Genomic DNA, 21,142 nt, shown 5'->3' with positions numbered 1-21,142 from the left:
TTCCTATAAAAATTAAGCTTGCCCAAAGAGACTTTATAACAATGCTAAATTTTGATTTATATAATGTTTTGATTATTGCGGGGATTATATTCGTTGGCCTAGTCACCTTCGGATTAATCATTGCGCGTTTATACCGTCGTTCCAGTAAAGAGATTTCCTTTGTACGTACCGGTTGGGGTGGTGAAAAAGTGATTTTAGGCGGCGGGGCTTTGGTGCTACCGGTGCTACATGAAATCATTCCAGTCAATATGAATACCTTGCGTCTGGAAGTCCGTCGTGCCGATGATCAGGCGCTGATTACCCGTGATCGCATGCGTGTCGATGTCATGGCTGAATTCTATGTACGTGTGAAACCAACGGCTGATTCGATTGCTACGGCAGCACAAACTCTTGGTCAAAAGACCATGTCGCCAAATGAATTAAAGAATCTGGTTGAAGGGAAATTTGTCGACTCTTTACGCGCCGTTGCCGCTGAAATGGCCATGGAAGAATTACATGAAAAACGGGTCGACTTCGTACAAAAAGTACAGCAAGTGGTATCTGAAGATCTGCACAAAAATGGTCTGGAACTGGAAACTGTTTCTTTAACTGGCTTAGATCAAACTGGCTTTAAATATTTCAATCCACAAAATGCGTTCGATGCTGAAGGTTTGACCAAACTCACTGAAACGATTGAAGATCGTCGCCGTAAGCGTAATCATATTGAACAGGATACAGATCTGGCCATTAAAGCCAAAAATCTGGAAGCCGAGCAAGCACGTCTACAAATTATCCGTGAAGAAGAATATGCCAAGCTGCAACAGGAACGTGAAATTTCGATTCGCCGCGCTGAACAGTTAGCTGAAATTGCAGCTCAGGAAGCTGCAAAAAAACGTGAAGCGGAAGAAGCTCGTATTGCTGCTGAACGTGAAGTAGAACTGAAACGCATTTTGGCGGCTCGTGATGTTGAAAATGAAAACATTCAGAAAGCCCAGCTTATTCAAAAAGCCCAAGTTGAACAGAAGAAAACGATTGAACTGGCTGAACAGGATCGTGCAATTGCGATTGCAGAAAAATCACGTGCTGAATCTGAAGCCAAAGCTTTAGCTGATCAGGCACGTGCTCAAGCGGTTAAAGCGGAAGAAGAAGTCGTTACCGTCCGTCAGATCCAGCAAGCTGAACGTCAAAAAGCAGTTGAACTGGTTGCAGCCAAAGAACAGGCTGAGAAAGATGCAATTGCCATTACCGTTGCAGCTGAAGCTGGCAAACAGGCAGCAGCTGATGATGCAGAAGCGGTTCGTATTGCCGCTGAAGCCGAAGCTGAAAAAGTTCGCCTGAAAGCTAAAGGTGAAGCGGATGCCAAAGTATTACTTGCTCAAGCGATGGAGAAACAGTATCAAGTCGATGCTGAAGGTACTCGCGCAGTGAATGAAGCAAATAATGTACTGTCATCTGAACAGGTGGAAATGCAAATCCGGCTAGCCATGCTGAAATACTTACCTGAAATCATTCGTGAAAGTGTTAAGCCGATGGAAAACATTGATGACATCAAGATTCTGCAAGTGAATGGTTTACATGGCACACATGCGGGCTCTTGTCAGGCAGATGCCCATCATGAAGGTAGCAATGTTGCCCTCTCCGATCAGGTGGTGAATAGTGCTTTGCGTTATCGTAGCCAGGCACCTTTGATTGATAGCCTGATGAATGAATTAGGCATTCAGGGTGGTGACATCAATGGGATGACTCAAAGCCTGAAAGCTAAAGCTGGTATAGATAACTAAATACTCAATTTTCGAATTATCATTTAGTTAGACTTTAATCTCCTTTTGCAGCAATTATAAAAAAGCCCTCAATATTGAGGGCTTTTTATCAGCTTAATAAATTAAGCCAAACCTTTTTCTTTCAAAACCTCAAGCATGGTTGAACCCAACTCTGCAGGACTACGTGTATACGCCATTCCCGCGCGTTCAAAAGCTGCAAACTTCTCTTCAGCAGTTCCTTTACCGCCAGAAATGATGGCACCTGCGTGACCCATACGCTTACCTTTCGGCGCTGTTACACCAGCGATATAACCTACCACCGGCTTGGTCACATGCGACTGGATATACTCAGCTGCTTCTTCTTCCGCAGTACCGCCAATTTCACCAATCATGATAATGGCTTCAGTTTGCGGGTCTTCCTGGAACAGTTTCAAGCAATCAATCTGGTTCATGCCTGGAATCGGATCACCACCGATTCCGATACAGGTTGACTGTCCAAGACCTAATTTAGTGGTTTGTGCAACCGCTTCATAAGTCAAAGTACCTGAACGTGAGATAATGCCGATCTTACCTGGCTGATGAATATGACCCGGCATAATCCCGATCTTACACTCGCCTGGCGTAATGATACCCGGACAGTTTGGACCGATCAGACGCGTACCATTACCATTGGTTTCCAGATAACGTTTAGCTTTTAGCATATCCAGTGTTGGTACGCCTTCAGTAATCACAACAATCAGCTCAATACCTGAGTCAACAGCTTCTACAATAGAATCGAGGACAAAAGGTGCAGGCACATAAATCACAGAAGCATCAGCTTGAGTTTCTTGCACCGCTTCACGCATAGTATTAAATACTGGCAGATCCAGATGTGATTGACCACCTTTACCCGGTGTTACTCCACCAACAACTTTAGTGCCGTAGGCAATAGCCTGTTCAGAGTGGAATGTACCGTTCTTGCCTGTAAAGCCTTGGACTAAAACTTTGGTGTCTTTATTAATTAATACGCTCATTGTGATACTCCTTAAGCTTTTACTGCAGCAACAATTTTTTCTGCAGCATCGGCCAAGCCATTTGCAGAAATCAATTTCAAACCAGATTCATCCAGTAACTTGGCACCAAGCTCTGCATTGTTCCCTTCAAGACGAACGACTACAGGTACAGTGACATTTACCTCCTGAACCGCTGCAATAATTGCCTCAGCAATCATGTCACAACGTACAATTCCACCAAAAATATTAATCAAGACACCTTGTACAGAAGAATCTGCCAAGATAATTTTAAATGCTTCGATGACACGCTCTTTGGTTGCACCACCACCTACATCCAGGAAGTTAGCTGGTTGACCACCATAAAGCTTGATAATGTCCATAGTTGCCATCGCAAGACCGGCACCATTGACCATACAACCAATATTGCCCTCTAAAGCAACGTAGTTCAGGTCAAATTCAGATGCTTTCAGTTCACGCTCATTTTCTTGTGATTTATCACGTAAAGCAGCAACTTCAGGCAGGCGGTACAGTGCATTCGAATCAATACCGACTTTGGCATCGACACAGAGAATGTCACCATTTTCACGTACAGAGAGTGGGTTAATTTCAAATAAAGCAAAATCATTTTCAACAAAAGCTTGATAAGCAGCTGTCATGACTTTAACAAATTGATTGATCTGGCTATCTTTTAACTTAAGTGCAAATGCCACTTCACGTGCTTGGAATGGCAATAAACCCACCAAAGGATCAACTTCTACTTTAATGATTTTTTCAGGATTTTCTTCTGCAACTTTTTCAATTTCGACACCGCCTTCTGTGGATGCCATAAAGGTAATACGACGGCTAGAACGGTCAACCACCGCACCCAAATACAATTCACGCTCAACCGGATACACATCTTCAGACACCAGAATGCTATTGACTGGCTGACCGTTTGCATCGGTTTGATAGGTCACTAAACGTGAACCAATAATCTGATTGGCATATTCAGCTGCTTCTTCAGCCGACTTTACCACTTTTACCCCACCCGCTTTGCCACGACCACCTGCGTGAACCTGCGCTTTTAATACCGCAAACTTCCCACCAAGCTGCTCAAAAGCATGTACTGTTTCCTCAGCATTGGTAGCAAGAATACCTTCTTGTACAGGCATCCCATATTTTTTTAATAACGCTTTTGCTTGATACTCATGTAAATTCATTGATTAACCTTTTACTACTTATTTGACTTTGTTATTACACGTATTCCCAATATTTCTTGGTTCACATCAATCAATATTGGTATTTTTGGATCTTAAATTTTACTTATCTTTATTTTTAGATGATTATTCATTCAAAAACAACCACCAAATGTAAAAAGAGCGGCCGGAGCCGCTCTTCGAAGAATTACTTACGCTTACGTTGGATCGCGTGAATCGCACGACCATCAACTGCAAGAGCAGCTTCATGTACGACTTCAGAGAACGTTGGGTGACCGAAAGTCATCAACTGTAGGTCCTCTACTGAAGAAACAAATTCAAGAGCGATCATACCTTGGTGTACGATATCAGACGCAGCAGGTCCAATCACGTGCATACCCAGTAGACGGTCAGTTTTTGCATCAGCAACAAACTTCACGAAACCAGCATTTTCGCCCGCAGCCATTGCACGACCATTCGCAGCGAAACCGAATTGACCCGTTTTAACTTCGTGGCCTTTTTCTTTCGCCTGCTCTTCTGTTAAACCTACCCACGCCGCTTCTGGGTGTGTGTAAATTACAGAAATGATCGTATCGTAGTTGACTTGTGCAGCATGACCGTGAATACGTTCAACTGCCATTACACCTTCTTCCATTGCTTTATGGGCAAGCATTGGACCACGTACCAAGTCACCAATTGCGTATACGCCTTCAACAGAAGTTGCACACCAATCGTTTACTTCAACCAGACCACGTTCAGTGAGTTTAATGCCTGAATCTTCAGCCAATAGGCCTTCAGCATAAGCACGACGACCAACACAAACGATCAACTTGTCGAAAGTTTGAGTTTTGTCTTCACCACCTTGAGTGTACTGAACAGTAACTTCACGACCGTTCACTTCAGTACCAGATACTTTCGCACCAACGCGGATATCCAGACCTTGTTTAGTCAATACTTTTTGGTAGTCTTTCGCCAATGCCTTATCAGCCATTGGTAAGAATGCGTCCATTGCTTCAAATACAACAACTTCAGCACCAAGACGACGCCATACTGAACCAAGTTCAAGACCGATGACACCTGCACCGATGACACCAAGACGTTTAGGTACTTCCTGGAATTCAAGCGCGCCAGTAGAGTCAACAATGATGTCTTGATCTACAGGAGCAACAGGAATATTTACAGGTACAGAACCAGTCGCAAGAATCACGTATTTAGGTTCTAAAACTTGAGTTTCGCCTTCGTGTGAAACGAACTCAACTTTTTTACCAGCAAGCAATTTACCAGTACCTTTTAACCATTCAACGCCATTACCTTTCAGCAGGCCGTCGATACCCATGGTCAATTGGTTTACGATTTTGTCTTTACGTGCAAGAAGTTTTGCAAGATCAAACTTCACTTCACCAGTCGTAATACCGTGATCATCTAAGTGATGAACAGTATCTTCATAACGGTGAGAAGAATCTAGAAGTGCTTTAGAAGGGATACAACCCACGTTTAGGCAAGTACCGCCTAAAGATGGTTTACCTTTATGAATAAGTTTTTCGATACAAGCAACTTTGAAACCAAGTTGCGCAGCACGAATTGCAGCTTCGTAGCCACCTGGGCCACCACCAATTACAACTAAATCGAATTGAGACATTTTTATCTCCAAAGAATCCCCCTACATCCCCCTTTAACACAGGGGGACAGCCCCTCTTTAGAAAGAGGGGTTTGGGGAGATTTTAAATGTATAAATTATAGGTCAAGGATCAGACGAGCTGGTTCTTCTAACAATTCTTTGATTGTTACCAGGAAGCCAACTGCTTCTTTACCATCGATTAAACGGTGGTCATAAGAAAGCGCTAAGTACATCATTGGTAAGATTTCTACTTGACCATTCACTGCCATAGGACGTTCTTGGATTTTGTGCATACCCAGAATCGCAGTTTGTGGTGTGTTTAGAATTGGCGTTGAAAGTAATGAACCGAAAGTACCACCGTTGGTAATTGTGAAAGTACCACCAGTCATGTCTTCAATCGCAAGTTTACCTTCACGCGCTTTACCAGCGTATGCACGGATACCGTTTTCAACTTCAGCATAGTTCATGCGGTCTGTATCACGAAGAACAGGAACCACCAGACCACGGTCAGAAGAAACCGCTACACCGATGTCATAGTAACCATGGTAAACGATATCGTCGCCATCGATAGACGCATTCACTGCTGGATAGCGTTTCAGCGCTTCAGTCGCCGCTTTAACAAAGAATGACATGAAGCCTAGACGCGCACCATGACGTTTTTCAAACGCCTCTTTGTACTGGTTACGCATTTCCATGATCGGTTTCATGTTTACTTCGTTGAACGTCGTCAACATTGCTGTTTCTTGAGTTGCAGCAAGTAGACGTTCAGCAACACGTTTACGCAGACGAGTCATTGGAACGCGTTTTTCGATACGTTCACCGACTGCAACGCTAAGCGGTGCAGCAGCAGGCGCTGCAGGTTTAGATTGATGGTTCGCAACATCTTCTTTAGTGATGCGACCGCCACGGCCTGTACCGGATACGTCAGCAGCATTAATTCCAGATTCAGTCAATGCTTTACGTACTGCTGGAGCCTGGTCTTGAACCTGGCTACGCTCAACGATTGGTGAATTGCCCGCTTCAGTTTGTGCAGCTGCTTGTTCAACTTTCTCTTCAGATTGAACTGCTTGAGTTTGGCTCGCGCCAGATACTGCACCTTCTTCGAATTGAGCAATCACTTCAGCAGAAAGCACTGTATCGCCTTCATTTTTAACGATTGATGCAATTGTACCGTCTGCAGGAGCAACAACTTCTAAAACAACTTTATCAGTTTCAATATCACAGATCACTTCATCACGTGATACTGCTTCACCTGGTTGTTTGTGCCAAGTTGCGATCGTACCGTCCGCAACTGACTCTGGAAATACCGGTGCTTTAATTTCGGTTGCCATTATTTAGAATCTCCTGGATTATTCAGCATCGATCGCTAGAGCGTCGTTAACGAGCTGAGCTTGTTGTTTTGCATGCAAGTATGGTGAACCACACGCCGGTGCAGCTGAAGCTTCACGGCCTGCGTAACTAATACGGATTTGTTTGCCCGCTTTCATCACATCGTCATATAAACGAGGCGCGATGAACAACCAAGCACCTTGGTTTTTCGGCTCTTCTTGTGCCCAAACTAGTTCTTTCACGTTTGGATACTGAGCAAGAACTTCTGCAAGACGTGCTTCTGGGTACGGATACAATTGTTCAATACGTACAATTGCAGTGTTGTTCAATTCTTTTTCACGACGTTTTTCAACCAGATCGTAGTAAACCTTACCACCACACAGTACCAGACGGGTTACGTCTGCTTTGTTGATGTTATCTACTTCGTCGATCACAGTCTGGAATGTACCGTTAGCCAGTTCTTCCAGATTAGACACCGCTAATTTGTGACGAAGCAATGATTTAGGTGACATAATGATCATTGGCTTACGGATCGGGCGGATTGCCTGACGACGTAACGCGTGGAAGATCTGTGCAGGTGTAGTTGGAGTCATTACTTGCATGTTGTCTTCAGCACATAGTTGCAAGAAACGTTCCAGACGTGCAGATGAGTGCTCAGGACCTTGACCTTCAAAACCGTGTGGCAGAAGCATAGTCAGACCACATACACGTTCCCATTTGGTTTCACCAGATGAGATGAACTGGTCGATCACCACCTGTGCACAGTTTGCAAAGTCACCAAACTGAGCTTCCCAAATGATCAGGCTCTTAGGAAGAGTAGTCGCATAACCGTATTCAAATGCCAGTACTGCCATTTCAGACAATAAAGAGTCATAGATCGCAACACGCGGTTGGTTTTCTTTGATATGGCAAAGTGGAATATAAGTTGAGCCATCTACCTGGTTATGCAGTTTTGCATGACGGTGTGAGAATGTACCACGACCCACGTCTTCACCAGTTAAACGAACCAGATAACCATCATCTAGCAGTGATGCATAGGCTAGAGTTTCAGCAGCACCCCAGTTCAGCGGCATTTCACCAGTTTGCATTTTCAGACGGTCGTCAATCACTTTAGATACCTGACGCTGCATCACGAAGCCTTCTGGAAGCTCACGCATTTTGCGGCCAAGCTCTTTAAGACGTTCTAGATCACAAGTAGTATCCCACTCATCTGTGTATTCATGACCCAGGTACGGTGTCCAGTCTACGAACATTTTTTTGTTCGGCTCTAGAACCAATGCATTGGCAACATGTTTACCTGCTTCAAGATCAGAACGGTATTGTTCAACCATTTGATCTGCAGTTGCACGATCAAGTACACCCTCTTGAACCAATTTGTCAGCATAAAGCGTACGAGTGGTCGCTTTTTTGTTGATCACTTGGTACATCATTGGCTGAGTTGCAGCAGGCTCGTCCGCTTCGTTATGACCACGACGACGGTAACAGAACATATCGATCACGACGTCTTTACGGAAAGTATGACGGAAATCGTGGGCAAGCTGAGCAACAAATAATACAGCTTCCGGATCATCACCATTTACATGAAAGATCGGTGCTTGGATCATTTTTGCGATATCAGTACAGTATTCTGTAGAACGCGCATCACGTGGATCAGATGTGGTGAAACCAACCTGGTTGTTCACTACGATATGAACTGTACCACCTACTGTGTAACCACGAGTCTGTGACATCTGGAAGGTTTCTTGGTTTACGCCCTGACCTGCAAATGCAGCATCACCGTGAACAATTACTGGCAATACATCATCGCCACCAATGTCTTTACGACGTACTTGACGTGCACGTACAGAACCTTCAACTACAGGTCCAACGATTTCAAGGTGAGATGGGTTAAACGCCAATGCCAAGTGAACTTCACCACCTGGAGTCATTACGTTAGAAGAGAAACCTTGGTGATACTTAACGTCACCAGAACCTTTCTTGTGTAGTGATTTGCCTTCGAACTCACCAAACAGGTCAGCCGGGTTTTTACCCATGATGTTAACCAGAAGGTTCAGACGACCACGGTGTGGCATACCGATCACGACTTCTTTACAGCCTACAGAACCGGCACGCTGGATCAATTCATTCACCATAGGAATGAAAGACTCACCGCCTTCAACACCAAAACGTTTTGCACCTACGAATTTATTACCGAGGTATTTTTCCAAACCTTCAGCCGCAGTTAAACGTTCAAGAACATGTTTTTTCTGATCAGCACTCAGACCATATTGACCACTTGCGCTTTCAAGACGTTGCTGGATCCAGCGTTTTTCTTTGGTATCCACGATATGCATGTATTCAGCACCGATCGAGCTACAGTAAGTCGCTTCCATCGCTTGGACCATTTCGCCCAAAGTCGCTGCTTCCTTACCAATCGCAAGGTTACCTGTATTGAATATAGTGTCCAGATCAGACTGAGTTAAACCGTGCGCAGAAAGATCAAGATCTGGCACAACTTCACGTTTAGCCAGACCTAATGGATCCAATTTTGCTTTTTGGTGGCCACGGTTACGGTACGCAGCAATCAGCTGTAAAACGCCAATTTGACGACGTTCATGCTCTGAACTTACTGTCGATTGGATAACAGGCTGAATACGGCTTGAATTGCGACCTAAAAGTAGGAATTGCTCACGTACATTGCTGTGTGGTTGATCACCTTTTGGGAATTTATCGAAGTACGCTCTCCAGTCAGCACCCACTGAGTCTGGAGCAGTGAGGTACTGCTCATAAAGTTCTTCAATATACGCTGCACTATCAGCGGAAAGTTCAGTGTCAAGACGCAGAGCGTCAGCAACTTCTTGCATTTGTGGACCCATTTCCTATTGCAAAAACATTTTCAGGATGCTTTTTAAGCAAAACCCAGGATTAGTAATGTCAAATTGATAATTCAACATTAGTCCCCCATAAGGCATAAGCCATGAGGCGTTATCACCACACCAAGAAAATTCTTGATATGTTTAATGAACAATAACGCCCCTCAGCGGCATCATCACTCATTGAATACCCGATCGTGACCGAGCAATTTTTTTGCAAATCGACTTAGAAAAAACAAAGATTTAAACTACATTTTTTCTAAAGCGACTTTGACTTACATTTATATACCAGTCTCAACTTCTTCCGTGTTTAAAAAATGTACATCGGCCCACACATTTTTTAAATATAGTCTTGTGCTAAATGCTATCACGATCTCGACTAATCAATTGATTTTTTTGACGAGGAACGCATGTTTTTTAGTCAAATACTTCCGTCAGAAATTACTCTAACATAGGGAGCTTTAAATGAAAAACACATTCAGCGTAGACTAAAGTCCTACATTTTTTTGATAAACAAAAAGAGAGTAAATCTTCCAATCCACTCCCTTTGCAACTTTGCGTTATATGATAACATTATTGAAAACCTTTTTCAGTCCAGAATTACATCTAAAAATCATAAATACCTCAAACAACATCATAATAGTGCATAAAGCCGACCAGAATGCTCTGCAATGATTCATCACCCGATTTGATCATATGAGATACAGCACCAATAACAGCAGTTTTCACTACCACTGTTCATTTATGGAGCGCTATAAAGCAAAAAGCACACCAAGTAGTGTGCTTTTTGAAAAACTGTTGATTGCAGTCTAAATTAGCCAGCCATATCTAGAAGCATGTTACGGATGTGACCGATGGCTTTAGTAGGGTTCAAGCCTTTAGGACATACAGATACACAGTTCATGATACCTTTACAACGGAACAGAGAGAACGGATCGTCAAGACGAGCCAGACGCTCTTGAGTACCTGTATCACGCGAATCGATGATGAAACGGTATGCATTCAATAATGCTGAAGGACCCAAGAACTTGTCTGGGTTCCACCAGAATGATGGGCATGAAGTTGAACAACATGCACAAAGAATACATTCATACAGACCATTCAAGTGTTCACGTTCTTCAGGAGACTGCAGACGCTCTTTAGGAGGTGCAGGCTGGTTGTTGATCAAGAACGGATGAATCTTGTTGTACTGGTCGTAGAACTGGTTCATGTCAACTACAAGGTCTTTGATTACTGGAAGACCAGGTAGTGGACGAATCGTGATTTCATTTGGTAAATCGTTCAGGTTCCAAAGACACGCCAAACCGTTTTTACCATTAATGTTAACACCATCAGAACCACAGATCCCTTCACGGCATGAACGACGGAATGTCAAAGATTCGTCCTGTACTTTTAATGCAAGAAGCGCATCAAGCAACATACGGTGCTTATCAGTCAGTTCAAGCTTAAAAGTTTGCATATACGGTGCTTTATCCTTATCAGGATCGTAGCGGTAGATATGAAATGTACGAGTACCTCTACTCATCTTTAATCTCCTGATTAGAATGTACGTGGTTTCGGTGGAATTGCATCAACCGAAAGTGGTTTGTAACGCACTGGCTTGTACTCAAGACGGTTATCAGCAGAGAACCACAAGGTGTGTTTCATCCACTCGTCGTCACGACGGCCATATGGATACTCTGGGTGATCTGGTGGTAATTCGAAATCTACCACAGTGTGAGCACCACGACATTCTTTACGTGCAGCAGCTGAAATCAAGGTCGCTTTAGCAACTTCATACAGGTTTTCAACTTCTAGAGCTTCAATACGTGCAGTATTGAATACTTTAGATTTGTCTTTCAAGTGAATGTTGCGAACACGCGGCTCAATTGCAAGAATTTGTTTTACACCTTCTTCAAGCAGCGCAGTTGTACGGAATACACCCGCGTGGTCTTGAACGATGTCACGGATTGCATCAGCAACTTCTTGAGCATTCTCACCAGTTGTTGATTCATCCAGCTTACGAACACGCTTAATTGTGTTTTCAAGCACAGTTGTAGGAAGCGGTTCATACTCATCACCGTGGTGTTTAGTCACGTAGTCGATGATGTGCTGGCCAGCAGCCTTACCAAATACAACCAAATCAAGCAGTGAGTTTGTACCTAAACGGTTTGCACCGTGTACAGATACACATGAACATTCACCGATCGCATAGAAGCCTTTCACTGGTTTCGTGAAGTTGCGACCTTCTTGGTTAGTAGAATAGGTATCAGTATTCTTGTCGTAGTTCGTTACTAGAGCTTCAGATTCTGGAGACTCAGGAACAACTACCTGACCATGAATATTTGTAGGAATACCACCCATTTGGTAATGGATTGTAGGTACTACAGGAATTGGCTCTTTAGTAATGTCAACGTTCGCGAATTTCTTACCAATCTCGAATACAGATGGCAGACGTTTCATGATGGTGTCAGCACCCAAGTGAGTCATATCAAGAAGGATATAATCACCTTTAGGACCACAACCACGACCTTCTTTGATTTCCTGGTCCATAGAACGTGATACGAAGTCACGAGGAGCCAAGTCTTTCAGAGTCGGTGCATAACGTTCCATGAACGGTTCGCCGTCTTTATTACGAAGGATTGCACCTTCACCACGACAACCTTCAGTCAACAGTACGCCTGCGCCCGCAACACCTGTAGGGTGGAATTGCCAGAATTCCATATCTTGTAATGGAATACCTGCACGAGCTGCCATACCAAGACCGTCACCAGTGTTGATATATGCGTTAGTAGATGCACGATAAACACGACCAGCACCACCTGTAGCGAACAATGTAGCTTTCGCCTGGAATACGGCAATTTTACCAGTTTCCTGATCGATTGCTGTCACACCCAGTACATCACCAGCTTCGTTACGGATCAGGTCAAGCGCGATCCATTCAACGAAGAACTGAGTACCCATTTTCACATTGCTTTGATAAAGCGTATGAAGAAGCGCGTGACCTGTACGGTCGGCTGCAGCACATGCACGTGGAACTGCTTTTTCACCGTAGTTTGCAGAGTGACCACCAAATGGACGTTGGTAAATCGTACCGTCTGCGTTACGGTCAAATGGCATACCTAAATGTTCTAATTCGTATACCACTTGCGGTGCTTCGCGAGTCATGAACTCGATCGCGTCTTGGTCACCTAACCAGTCAGAACCTTTAACTGTGTCGTAGAAGTGGTAATGCCAGTTATCTTCTTGCATGTTACCAAGAGATGCACCGATACCACCCTGCGCTGCTACAGTGTGAGAACGTGTTGGGAATACTTTAGTCAGTACCGCAACTTTCAAACCTGCTTGAGCAAGTTGGTAAGAAGCGCGCATACCAGAACCACCACCACCAACGATAACTGCATCGAAAGTTTCGTGTGGAATATTTGTGTAATCTTCTTTAGGGGTTATAGCGCCCATGATTGTTTCCTATCAATTCGCCCAAAAAATCTGGATTGCCCAGATCGCATATGCAAATACAGCAATAATCACTGCTGAAGTCAGTACAAGGCGTAAACCTGATGCTGATGGACCCATTTGACGAGTAGTCACATAGTCAGTGAATACCTGCCACATACCGATCCATGCATGCGCAACAAGAGATAAGACTGCCAACAAAGACATGATCTTCATTGGAACTGTCATCATAAAGCCGTACCATTGCTCGTAGTTGAAGCCACCATTCAGTAGGATCCAACCAAACACCACAACGGTATAAACAGCTAGAACTACAGCACTGATGCGTTGGACAAACCAATCACGAGAACCTGAACCTGTTAAACCAGTAGCACTTTTCATTAGAGTACGATCCATACAAATGCTGCAACAATACCGATTGCAGACAAGATTAATGAAATAGTAGCTGCAGTACGACCGCTTTGCAGTTCTTCTGCAACGCCGATATCTGCAAGTAAGTGCTTAATACCAGTGAACAAATGATAAATTAAGCCGGCTACAAATACCCATACGATAAAGCGGACAAAGAAACCGTTAAAGATTTCCTGCACTTCAGCAAAACCTTCTGCTGAAGACAATGATTTATCCAACAGCCACAAAAGGACCGGTACGAGTAAAAATACGATGACACCTGAAAGACGGTGTAGAATTGATGCAATAGCCACGGGTGATTTTAAGTTTACTTCTAAAACTTGACCCATGGACAAATTGACAGGTCTGTTGCTTTTCACAGCGGGCATCCTGTAGTTAAAAACTCCATCCGGAGTTTGTTGGAATTAATTCGAAGGAAAGCTGGCATTATCAGGCAAATACATGCCTAAACATAAAACGACACTGAATTATAAAACGTGAACTATTAAAATACAAACAACTGTATTTGGCTTTTTGAACAAAAAACCTTTAAATAAGAATCATTAACAATAACTTTAAGTTCTCCCCCACTTACTTTATCTTCATATTCTCATTCTAGATATTTGTTTTTTAATAATTAACTTGATTAATTTAGTCTGTTATCTAGCCAAGCTTCGACTAAGTAGATTTAGACTAAAGATGAACAGCAAAAATATAATTTCGATCCTAAATCCTTATTAATCCCAAGTAAAATCATAAGGATATATTTCACAAATAAATAATGACTATTTATATAAAGGCATCTCAATTTAGAATTTTTATACTAAAACCTACTTATCTCTTTGTAGATCATAGTTTTTTTGATGTTTTTAGACATTTTATATTCAAAAAAACACTTATTTATTTTTGTTTAAGTTGTATTAAACAAAGTGAAGTAAATTTACGAGCTATTTTTTAGCCGATTAAACAGAGCCAAAAAGAAAATTTATTGCTTTTATTTATAATTCAAGTTTGAAGTAAAAACTTAAGGAAATCGATGTAAGTTACGAGATTTATATAATTTTAAGTTGCAGTCTTAGAATATTTTCTCAATTTCTCCTTTATTTTTTGCTAGGAAAAAACGCTTACAAATACGGCAAAGACTATATTTTTTTCTGCACCTTCTGTTCAATTTGACTTATTATAGAGGTTTGGTACTGTGATTTTATTAAACTTTTTATACCAAGATAAATGACTAAACCACTGTGAGAATGTCATTTTTCATCCATAAGTATAATTGACAAAATTTCAGTAGCCACTAATCTTATAGCAAATTTTTGATCCGTCCGTTTTGTGCATTAAAAGATTGATAGGCAACTCGGATATACATTCACCAGGACAGGAGATCTATTGAATGTCTGAAGCAACTGGCAAGAAAGCCGTTTTACAGCTTGATGGCAAAGAAATTGAATTACCAATTTACAGCGGCACATTGGGCCCAGATGTAATCGACGTTAAAGATGTGTTGGCTGCAGGTCACTTTACTTTTGATCCTGGTTTTATGGCAACAGCTGCATGCGAGTCTAAAATCACTTTCATCGATGGTAATAAAGGTGTTCTTTTACACCGTGGCTACCCAATTGACCAGTTAGCAACTAAAGCTGATTACCTAGAAACTTGCTACTTACTTCTTAATGGCGAGCTTCCAACAGCTGAGCAAAAAGAAGAATTCGACGCTAAAGTTCGTAACCACACTATGGTTCACGATCAAGTAAGCCGCTTCTATAACGGTTTCCGTCGTGATGCTCACCCTATGGCAATCATGGTTGGTGTTGTTGGTGCGTTGTCTGCGTTCTATCACAACAATCTGGACATCGAAGATGTTAACCATCGTGAAATCACTGCGATTCGTTTAATCGCTAAGATTCCTACTTTGGCAGCTTGGAGCTACAAATACACTGTTGGTCAACCATTCGTTTACCCACGTAACGATTTGACTTACGCTGAAAACTTCCTGTACATGATGTTTGCAACTCCTGCAGACCGTGACTACAAAGTAGATCCAATCCTTGCGAAAGCAATGGACCGTATCTTCACGCTTCACGCTGACCACGAACAAAATGCTTCTACGTCTACAGTACGTTTAGCTGGTTCTACTGGCGCTAACCCATATGCATGTATCGCTGCTGGTATCTCTGCACTTTGGGGTCCTGCTCACGGTGGTGCGAACGAAGCTGTTCTTAAGATGCTTGATGAAATCGGCACTGTAGAAAACGTTGCTGGCTTCATGGAAAAAGTGAAAACTAAAGAAGTTAAACTCATGGGCTTCGGTCACCGTGTGTACAAAAACTTCGATCCACGTGCGAAAGTAATGAAAGAAACTTGTGACGAAGTTCTTGGTGCTCTTGGCATCAACGATCCACAGCTTGCTCTTGCTATGGAACTTGAACGTATCGCGCTTTCTGACGAATACTTCATCAAACGTAACCTTTACCCTAACGTAGACTTCTACTCAGGTATCATCCTTAAAGCGATTGGTATCCCAACAGAAATGTTTACTGTGATCTTCGCGCTTGCACGTACAGTTGGTTGGATCAGCCACTGGTTAGAAATGCACAGCGGTCCTTACAAGATCGGTCGTCCTCGTCAGCTTTACACTGGTGAAGTTCAACGCGACATCAACCGTTAATTCGGTTAGCGTTGAAAGACGTAAAAACCACCCTTCTGGGTGGTTTTTTTATGACTGACAAAAACCAACACAACCAAGATGTGAAAAACTTAAAATAGTAAACCTGAAGAATTTTCAATTTCTACAAATTTCTAGAAATTACTCTTATATCGTTAAGGATTGAGTTTTAATGCTGTTTTACCTGCTTCCCTTCATCCTGAGAATGATTCGTTTTGATCAGTTTAAAAGCCGGAACTTAACTTCAGGGGAAATCAAGCTTTGCCAGCAAGTCTTTGCTGACCTGATTGACTATTCAGCAGTCCGTGTCATGAATCACCCTTTCCTGCCTTGGCAATCCAAGCATGTGATTATGGCACCAAGTGGTTATATTCACGTCCGCAACTTGAATTATCGGGACGATTATTCTAAAGAAAGCCGTTCTTATCAGGCGCTTTTCATTCATGAAATGGCGCATATTTATCAATATCAGCAGAATATTAATGTGTTGTTTAAGGGCGCTTTTTTACAAGCCGCTTATTTTTTAAGTATGGGAAAATATAATCCTTACAAATATCAATTTAATCCCAACAAATCCTTTTTAGACTATAACATTGAACAACAGGGAGATATTGCACGCGATATTTTTCTAAAAAAAATTCCCAATATTATTTTAAAAAATCAGATAAGCAGATGATATTGAATACTTTTCACTCAAGTATTCTGTTGATTTCTATTTATGAAAAATAAACTTATTTAAATCCAATTGAGTATTTTTGTGCATTTACCAGAATAAAAAAGCACCATAATAAGTCATTTTTGACCATAACTTTGTGCATCTGTTTCAATTCTCCTGAAACAGCTCTAGCATCTGCCTCAAATTTCGATAAAATAAGCCAAGTATGATATTTTTAGCTCGCAAATCAAGATTTAATGATCATGCTGTCATGACTTTTTTAATTTTGGCCATTTGGCATTTTGTTCGTATCAAACTGCACTCAGCTGGATAATTAGAATTTTAAAAATCAGTGATTTAGTGTATTCACCTATAGGAATAGGACTTAATTGGAATGAAAAGTTTTAAAATTGCGATTGCTCAATTCTCTCCACATGTGGGCAATTTAGATGCAAACACGCAGACAATGATAGATTTGGCAAATCAGGCCAAAAAAGATAATGCTGATCTTATTATTTTCCCTGAACTTTCAACTTTAGGTTATCCGGCTGAAGATTTATTAATTCGTCCAAGTCTGGCTAAACGCACAAAGCTGGCGTTTGAAAAACTGACTGAAGTAAAAGATATCGTCATGGTCTTTGGTTTTGTCAATCAAACCGAAGATGGTGAACGCTATAACTCAGCCGCCGTTATGAAAGATGGCGAAGTTTTAGGGGTTTATAATAAACAGACATTGCCAAACTATGGTGTATTTGATGAGAAACGCTATTTTGGTGAAGGACATCAGCATCTGGTCTTCGAATATCTGGGACACAAGTTTGGTGTCCTGATCTGTGAAGATGTCTGGTCATTATCTACGGTTCAACAGCTGGCTCAATTGAATATTGATACTGCACTGGTTCTGAATGCTTCTCCATATGAAGTTGGCAAACCGCAACACCGTATCGATACCATGGCTGCGCTGGTCAAACAGTTGAATATCAATCTGGTGTACTGTAACCAGGTAGGTGGCCAAGATGATCTGATCTTTGACGGCACCAGCTTTGTACTCAATAAATCAGGCGAAGTGGCTCTGCAAGCACCTAGCTTTGAAAAAGGCCTGTATATCGCTGAATATGATGCAGAAAAATTAGAGTTCAGCAAAGGCACGATTACTCCAGCCCTAGAAACTATGGCCGAGATTTATCAAAGTCTGGTGATGGCAACCCGTGATTATGTACAGCGTTCAGGTTTTCCAGGTGTAATTCTGGGTCTGTCTGGTGGTATTGACTCTGCCCTGACTCTTGCCATCGCAGCAGATGCGATTGGCCCTGACAAAGTCCAAGCAGTGATGATGCCTTATACCTATACTGCTCAGATCAGTGTAGAAGATGCTACTGAACAGGCAAAAACCATGGGTGTAACTTTCGGTATTGCCGAGATTAACCCGATTGTAAGTGGCTTCTTGCAAACCCTGTATCCCTTCTTTGGCAATGCCCCTGTAGATGCCACTGAAGAAAACCTGCAAGCACGTGCACGCGGTACGCTATTAATGGCGCTGTCTAACAAGTTCGGCAATCTGGTTCTGGCAACCGGTAATAAATCTGAACTTGCCGTTGGTTACTGCACACTATATGGCGATATGGTCGGTGGTTTTGCGGTATTAAAAGATGTTTATAAAACCATTGTGTTTGAACTGGCGAAATACCGTAACAGCATCGCAGAAACTCCTGTGATTCCTGAGCGTGTCATTACTCGCCCACCATCTGCAGAACTTCGTCCAGATCAGGTCGATCAGGATTCATTACCGGCTTATGAAGTACTTGATGCGATTCTTTATGCTTATATTGAAGAAGATCTGAGCCAGGATGACATCATTGCCAAAGGTTTTGAAGCTGAAGTCGTGAAAAAAGTGATTCGTCTGGTTGATATTAACGAATACAAACGTCGTCAGGGTGCGATTGGTCCACGTATTAGCTCGCGTTCTTATGGTCGTGAACGTCGCTATCCGATCGTTAATGGTTGGAAAGCAGGTATCTAAGTTTTAACTAAACCAGATCAGCCATAATGCCCAAGTAAATGCTTGGGCATTTTTTATCTTTAAAAAATGATTCGGGTTAAAAAATAAAAAAGATTCAAAAATTTAAACAGACAGATATTTAGAAGAACTTTCTCTTAATTTTTTATTGATATTTTTATGGCACAAAAAAAGAGACCAAGCTGAGAGCTTGGTCTTTAAAAATGGTGGCTATGACGGGACTTGAACCTGTGACCCCCGCATTATGAGTGCGGTGCTCTAACCAACTGAGCTACATAGCCGTAAACTGTGTGCGCATTATCGTAATTTCAGGTTGTATCGTCAAGCATTTTAAACCACAAATGTTCAGTCTTTATGCAAATTAATCATAAACTCTTAAACTTTGTACAAATCATGCTTTAATTCGAAACCTATTAGCAAATACTATGAAAATTAGTATCTTTTTTTAAAGCCAAATCTGAATCAAAGTCGTATCACATAATATTTAATTTTAAGAATAACTTGCTGAAGAAAAAAAATAAAAAGTGAATCTAGGACCTTTTCCTATCGCTATAATGCTTTTCCAAATATGACCAATAGTATCTCTGGATTAAAGCAAAACTGAAGATGACGAAATTCAAAATATACCTAAGCCTGCTCCTATTGAGTTTTATAAGTTTAGCCAATGCAACTGTTATTCATCCAAGCAGCAGATTTTCAGGATTTGATGATGTGAAAAGTTTGGCTCAAGAAGTCATGCTCTTTAGACTGAAAGGTGCACCACAGAAATGGATGATTCAGCAAATAAAACAGCACTACGGTACAGCGAATGATCTCCATACTCTGATTGGTATAAAACTTACTGAAAAAGCGTTTAAATATGAAATACCCTAAGATCAGTCTGGACGTTCCGCCTTAATTAAAAACTTTGCAATTGATCACTATAATGAATGTGAGAAATCCATTACAGATCGTGCTCAATTTAAAAAAGAAAATAACGGTATTAACCCACCCTTGGAAAGGGAAGTTTTAGAACACTAAAATTATGCTGATAGAAGGTTACTATTAGAAATAGCAGTCTATCTTTATGCAGTTTGATAGATTTTTCATTATTAAAATCTCAATTTTAAACCTGTTCCTATAGTTTTATATAACAGGGATTTTTTGAATCTAAAATTACAGGTAATAACGCAGTATTAAAATCAGATGGCTTTTTTAAGTGAGTTCATTAATATTCTAAAATCATATTATTTTAATCTCAAAATATAAATATAAATCAAAAACTTATAAAATATACCAACCATTAAAAATTATTGCTTTGTTAAACATAATACTGAGGTATTTACTTGGTTTTATTTTTATAAAATACGCGTTATGATCAAAGTATAAACAACAATTCGTATACGATTTTAACGCGTCATATTTTTATAAAACTTATTTCCGATAAGGAGAATTCTAATGTCATTTGAACATATTTTAGTACCCGTTGACGGTTCAGAAACTTCCTACGCTGCAGTCGATAAAGCCGTCGAAATTGCCAAAGCATTTAACAGTAAAGTAACAGTGGTTCAGGTGCTGGCACTTGATCCCTATATCGCAGCTGAATACATCACAGCAGCTCAAACCAATGACCTGGTTGAACGTGCCCGTACTGCGATTCTGAAGACACTTGACGAAGCAAAAGCAAAATTTGCTGCGGCAGGTATTGATGCAGAAACTCAATTACTCGAAGGTCAGGTGATTTATAGTGAAATTGTCAAGGCGGCAGAATCCTTGAATACTGATCTGATTGTGATTGGTTCACATGGCCGCACTGGCTTCAAGAAACTGTTCCTAGGAAGTGTTGCGCAAAGCATCTTGGGACAGGCCAATGTTCCTGTAATGGTCATCCGTAAGTAATAAAAAATCCCCACTTCAATCAAGTGGGGATTTCTCTTTCAAACAAATCCATCCCATTGATACTGCTTTAAACTGACCCGATTTCCAGCACATAGAATCCCTTCTGCGCCTAACTTTTGCTGTTGAATATTATGTCCATATTCATCCAGTTTATTGAGACTGATCTTACCTTGAGCATTCAGGACACGATGCCAGGGCAAATCAGTTTCTGTATCAAGCTGACTTAAAACCCTACCCACCAGACGCGCATGTTTGGGTAAGCCAGCCAGTTTAGCGATCTGTCCATAGGTCGCTACCTTCGCATAAGGAATCTGGCTGACCACACTCAGAATCATTTGTGCCATTTCCTGGCTTGCACTTGATGTCATAGGCTTTCAGTCTTGATAGAAAATTCTAA

Annotated in this window: 16 protein-coding genes and 1 tRNA gene; 6 read left to right on the top strand and 11 right to left on the bottom strand. The window is 41.6% G+C overall.

All coding sequences use genetic code 11. The annotated features are described in order from the left end of the window. Positions 1–41: 41 nt before the first annotated feature. Positions 42–1,760, top strand: a complete 1,719-nt coding sequence (locus FTV13_RS01475; RefSeq protein WP_179992111.1) for a flotillin family protein — start codon at positions 42–44, stop codon at positions 1,758–1,760. 101 nt (positions 1,761–1,861) lie between these two features. On the opposite strand, the gene sucD is transcribed toward FTV13_RS01475, so the two are convergent. From sucD to sdhC, 9 genes are all read right to left on the bottom strand, one after another. After that, positions 1,862–2,752 carry a succinate--CoA ligase subunit alpha gene (gene sucD / locus FTV13_RS01470; protein ID WP_004782969.1) on the bottom strand — a complete coding sequence of 297 codons (891 nt, stop codon included), beginning with the start codon at positions 2,750–2,752 and terminating at the stop codon, positions 1,862–1,864. Between the two features lie 11 nt (positions 2,753–2,763). Next, on the bottom strand, positions 2,764–3,930 hold the full coding sequence (sucC, locus tag FTV13_RS01465; RefSeq protein WP_004782971.1) for an ADP-forming succinate--CoA ligase subunit beta: 1,167 nt from the start codon (positions 3,928–3,930) through the stop codon (positions 2,764–2,766). A 184-nt stretch (positions 3,931–4,114) separates the two neighbouring features. Beyond that, the gene (gene lpdA, locus FTV13_RS01460) at positions 4,115–5,545 is read right to left on the bottom strand and encodes a dihydrolipoyl dehydrogenase (RefSeq protein WP_180010758.1); all 1,431 of its coding nucleotides are present in this window, start codon (positions 5,543–5,545) and stop codon (positions 4,115–4,117) included. Positions 5,546–5,640: 95 nt separating this feature from the next. Then, a complete protein-coding gene (gene odhB / locus FTV13_RS01455) occupies positions 5,641–6,855 on the bottom strand; it encodes a 2-oxoglutarate dehydrogenase complex dihydrolipoyllysine-residue succinyltransferase (RefSeq protein WP_179992113.1) in 1,215 nt (404 codons plus the stop codon). 18 nt (positions 6,856–6,873) lie between these two features. Next, a complete protein-coding gene (locus FTV13_RS01450; protein WP_180010755.1) occupies positions 6,874–9,696 on the bottom strand; it encodes a 2-oxoglutarate dehydrogenase E1 component in 2,823 nt (940 codons plus the stop codon). 823 nt (positions 9,697–10,519) lie between these two features. Then, positions 10,520–11,230, bottom strand: a complete 711-nt coding sequence (locus FTV13_RS01445) for a succinate dehydrogenase iron-sulfur subunit (protein ID WP_004782977.1) — start codon at positions 11,228–11,230, stop codon at positions 10,520–10,522. Positions 11,231–11,244: 14 nt separating this feature from the next. Next, on the bottom strand, positions 11,245–13,143 hold the full coding sequence (locus tag FTV13_RS01440; protein WP_004782979.1) for an FAD-binding protein: 1,899 nt from the start codon (positions 13,141–13,143) through the stop codon (positions 11,245–11,247). A gap of 12 nt (positions 13,144–13,155) precedes the next feature. Beyond that, positions 13,156–13,521 carry a succinate dehydrogenase, hydrophobic membrane anchor protein gene (sdhD, locus tag FTV13_RS01435; protein WP_004782980.1) on the bottom strand — a complete coding sequence of 122 codons (366 nt, stop codon included), beginning with the start codon at positions 13,519–13,521 and terminating at the stop codon, positions 13,156–13,158. Further along, complete coding sequence (gene sdhC / locus FTV13_RS01430; protein ID WP_034705238.1) at positions 13,521–13,919, bottom strand: succinate dehydrogenase, cytochrome b556 subunit; 399 nt, start codon at positions 13,917–13,919, stop codon at positions 13,521–13,523. Before sdhC ends, sdhD begins: the two co-directional genes overlap by 1 nt. Positions 13,920–14,923: 1,004 nt before the next feature. Between sdhC and gltA the strand changes: the two genes are divergently transcribed. The 3 genes from gltA to FTV13_RS01415 all read left to right on the top strand — a co-directional run bounded on the left by gltA (position 14,924) and on the right by FTV13_RS01415 (position 18,870). Continuing rightward, complete coding sequence (gltA, locus tag FTV13_RS01425; RefSeq protein ID WP_004782984.1) at positions 14,924–16,198, top strand: citrate synthase; 1,275 nt, start codon at positions 14,924–14,926, stop codon at positions 16,196–16,198. A 169-nt stretch (positions 16,199–16,367) separates the two neighbouring features. Further along, positions 16,368–16,871 (top strand): hypothetical protein, encoded by a 504-nt coding sequence (locus FTV13_RS01420; RefSeq protein WP_179992114.1) that lies wholly within the window; start codon positions 16,368–16,370, stop codon positions 16,869–16,871. A 373-nt stretch (positions 16,872–17,244) separates the two neighbouring features. Continuing rightward, a complete protein-coding gene (locus FTV13_RS01415; RefSeq protein ID WP_159122816.1) occupies positions 17,245–18,870 on the top strand; it encodes an NAD+ synthase in 1,626 nt (541 codons plus the stop codon). Between the two features lie 201 nt (positions 18,871–19,071). On the opposite strand, the gene FTV13_RS01410 is transcribed toward FTV13_RS01415, so the two are convergent. Continuing rightward, positions 19,072–19,148: transfer RNA gene (locus FTV13_RS01410), tRNA-Met, on the bottom strand. Between the two features lie 325 nt (positions 19,149–19,473). Here FTV13_RS01410 and FTV13_RS15670 point away from each other — a divergent pair. Continuing rightward, positions 19,474–19,740, top strand: a complete 267-nt coding sequence (locus FTV13_RS15670) for a hypothetical protein (protein ID WP_257218389.1) — start codon at positions 19,474–19,476, stop codon at positions 19,738–19,740. A 564-nt stretch (positions 19,741–20,304) separates the two neighbouring features. After that, positions 20,305–20,745: a universal stress protein gene (locus FTV13_RS01400; RefSeq protein ID WP_004782991.1), complete on the top strand. Its 441-nt coding sequence runs from the start codon at positions 20,305–20,307 to the stop codon at positions 20,743–20,745. A 38-nt stretch (positions 20,746–20,783) separates the two neighbouring features. Here FTV13_RS01400 and FTV13_RS01395 read toward each other — a convergent pair whose 3' ends face one another. After that, positions 20,784–21,080, bottom strand: a complete 297-nt coding sequence (locus FTV13_RS01395; protein WP_125278749.1) for an MGMT family protein — start codon at positions 21,078–21,080, stop codon at positions 20,784–20,786. Between the last annotated feature and the right edge of the window lie 62 nt (positions 21,081–21,142).

Source organism: Acinetobacter sp. YH12235 (genome assembly GCF_013417705.1).
GTDB lineage: Bacteria > Pseudomonadota > Gammaproteobacteria > Pseudomonadales > Moraxellaceae > Acinetobacter.
This window is presented reverse-complemented; position numbering and strand designations above follow the sequence as displayed.

Excerpts from the sequence above, each read along its gene's own strand:
- FTV13_RS01440 (WP_004782979.1), bottom strand. The coding sequence starts at position 13,143 with ATGGGCGCTATAACCCCTAAAGAAGATTACACAAATATTCCACACGAA.
- FTV13_RS01445 (WP_004782977.1), bottom strand. The coding sequence starts at position 11,230 with ATGAGTAGAGGTACTCGTACATTTCATATCTACCGCTACGATCCTGAT.
- FTV13_RS01400 (WP_004782991.1), top strand. The coding sequence starts at position 20,305 with ATGTCATTTGAACATATTTTAGTACCCGTTGACGGTTCAGAAACTTCC.
- FTV13_RS01395 (WP_125278749.1), bottom strand. The coding sequence starts at position 21,080 with ATGATTCTGAGTGTGGTCAGCCAGATTCCTTATGCGAAGGTAGCGACC.
- odhB (WP_179992113.1), bottom strand. The coding sequence starts at position 6,855 with ATGGCAACCGAAATTAAAGCACCGGTATTTCCAGAGTCAGTTGCGGAC.
- FTV13_RS01415 (WP_159122816.1), top strand. The coding sequence starts at position 17,245 with ATGAAAAGTTTTAAAATTGCGATTGCTCAATTCTCTCCACATGTGGGC.
- sdhD (WP_004782980.1), bottom strand. The coding sequence starts at position 13,521 with ATGAAAAGTGCTACTGGTTTAACAGGTTCAGGTTCTCGTGATTGGTTT.
- sucC (WP_004782971.1), bottom strand. The coding sequence starts at position 3,930 with ATGAATTTACATGAGTATCAAGCAAAAGCGTTATTAAAAAAATATGGG.
- sucD (WP_004782969.1), bottom strand. The coding sequence starts at position 2,752 with ATGAGCGTATTAATTAATAAAGACACCAAAGTTTTAGTCCAAGGCTTT.
- FTV13_RS01420 (WP_179992114.1), top strand. The coding sequence starts at position 16,368 with ATGCTGTTTTACCTGCTTCCCTTCATCCTGAGAATGATTCGTTTTGAT.
- lpdA (WP_180010758.1), bottom strand. The coding sequence starts at position 5,545 with ATGTCTCAATTCGATTTAGTTGTAATTGGTGGTGGCCCAGGTGGCTAC.
- sdhC (WP_034705238.1), bottom strand. The coding sequence starts at position 13,919 with ATGCCCGCTGTGAAAAGCAACAGACCTGTCAATTTGTCCATGGGTCAA.
- FTV13_RS15670 (WP_257218389.1), top strand. The coding sequence starts at position 19,474 with ATGACGAAATTCAAAATATACCTAAGCCTGCTCCTATTGAGTTTTATA.
- FTV13_RS01450 (WP_180010755.1), bottom strand. The coding sequence starts at position 9,696 with ATGCAAGAAGTTGCTGACGCTCTGCGTCTTGACACTGAACTTTCCGCT.
- FTV13_RS01475 (WP_179992111.1), top strand. The coding sequence starts at position 42 with ATGCTAAATTTTGATTTATATAATGTTTTGATTATTGCGGGGATTATA.
- gltA (WP_004782984.1), top strand. The coding sequence starts at position 14,924 with ATGTCTGAAGCAACTGGCAAGAAAGCCGTTTTACAGCTTGATGGCAAA.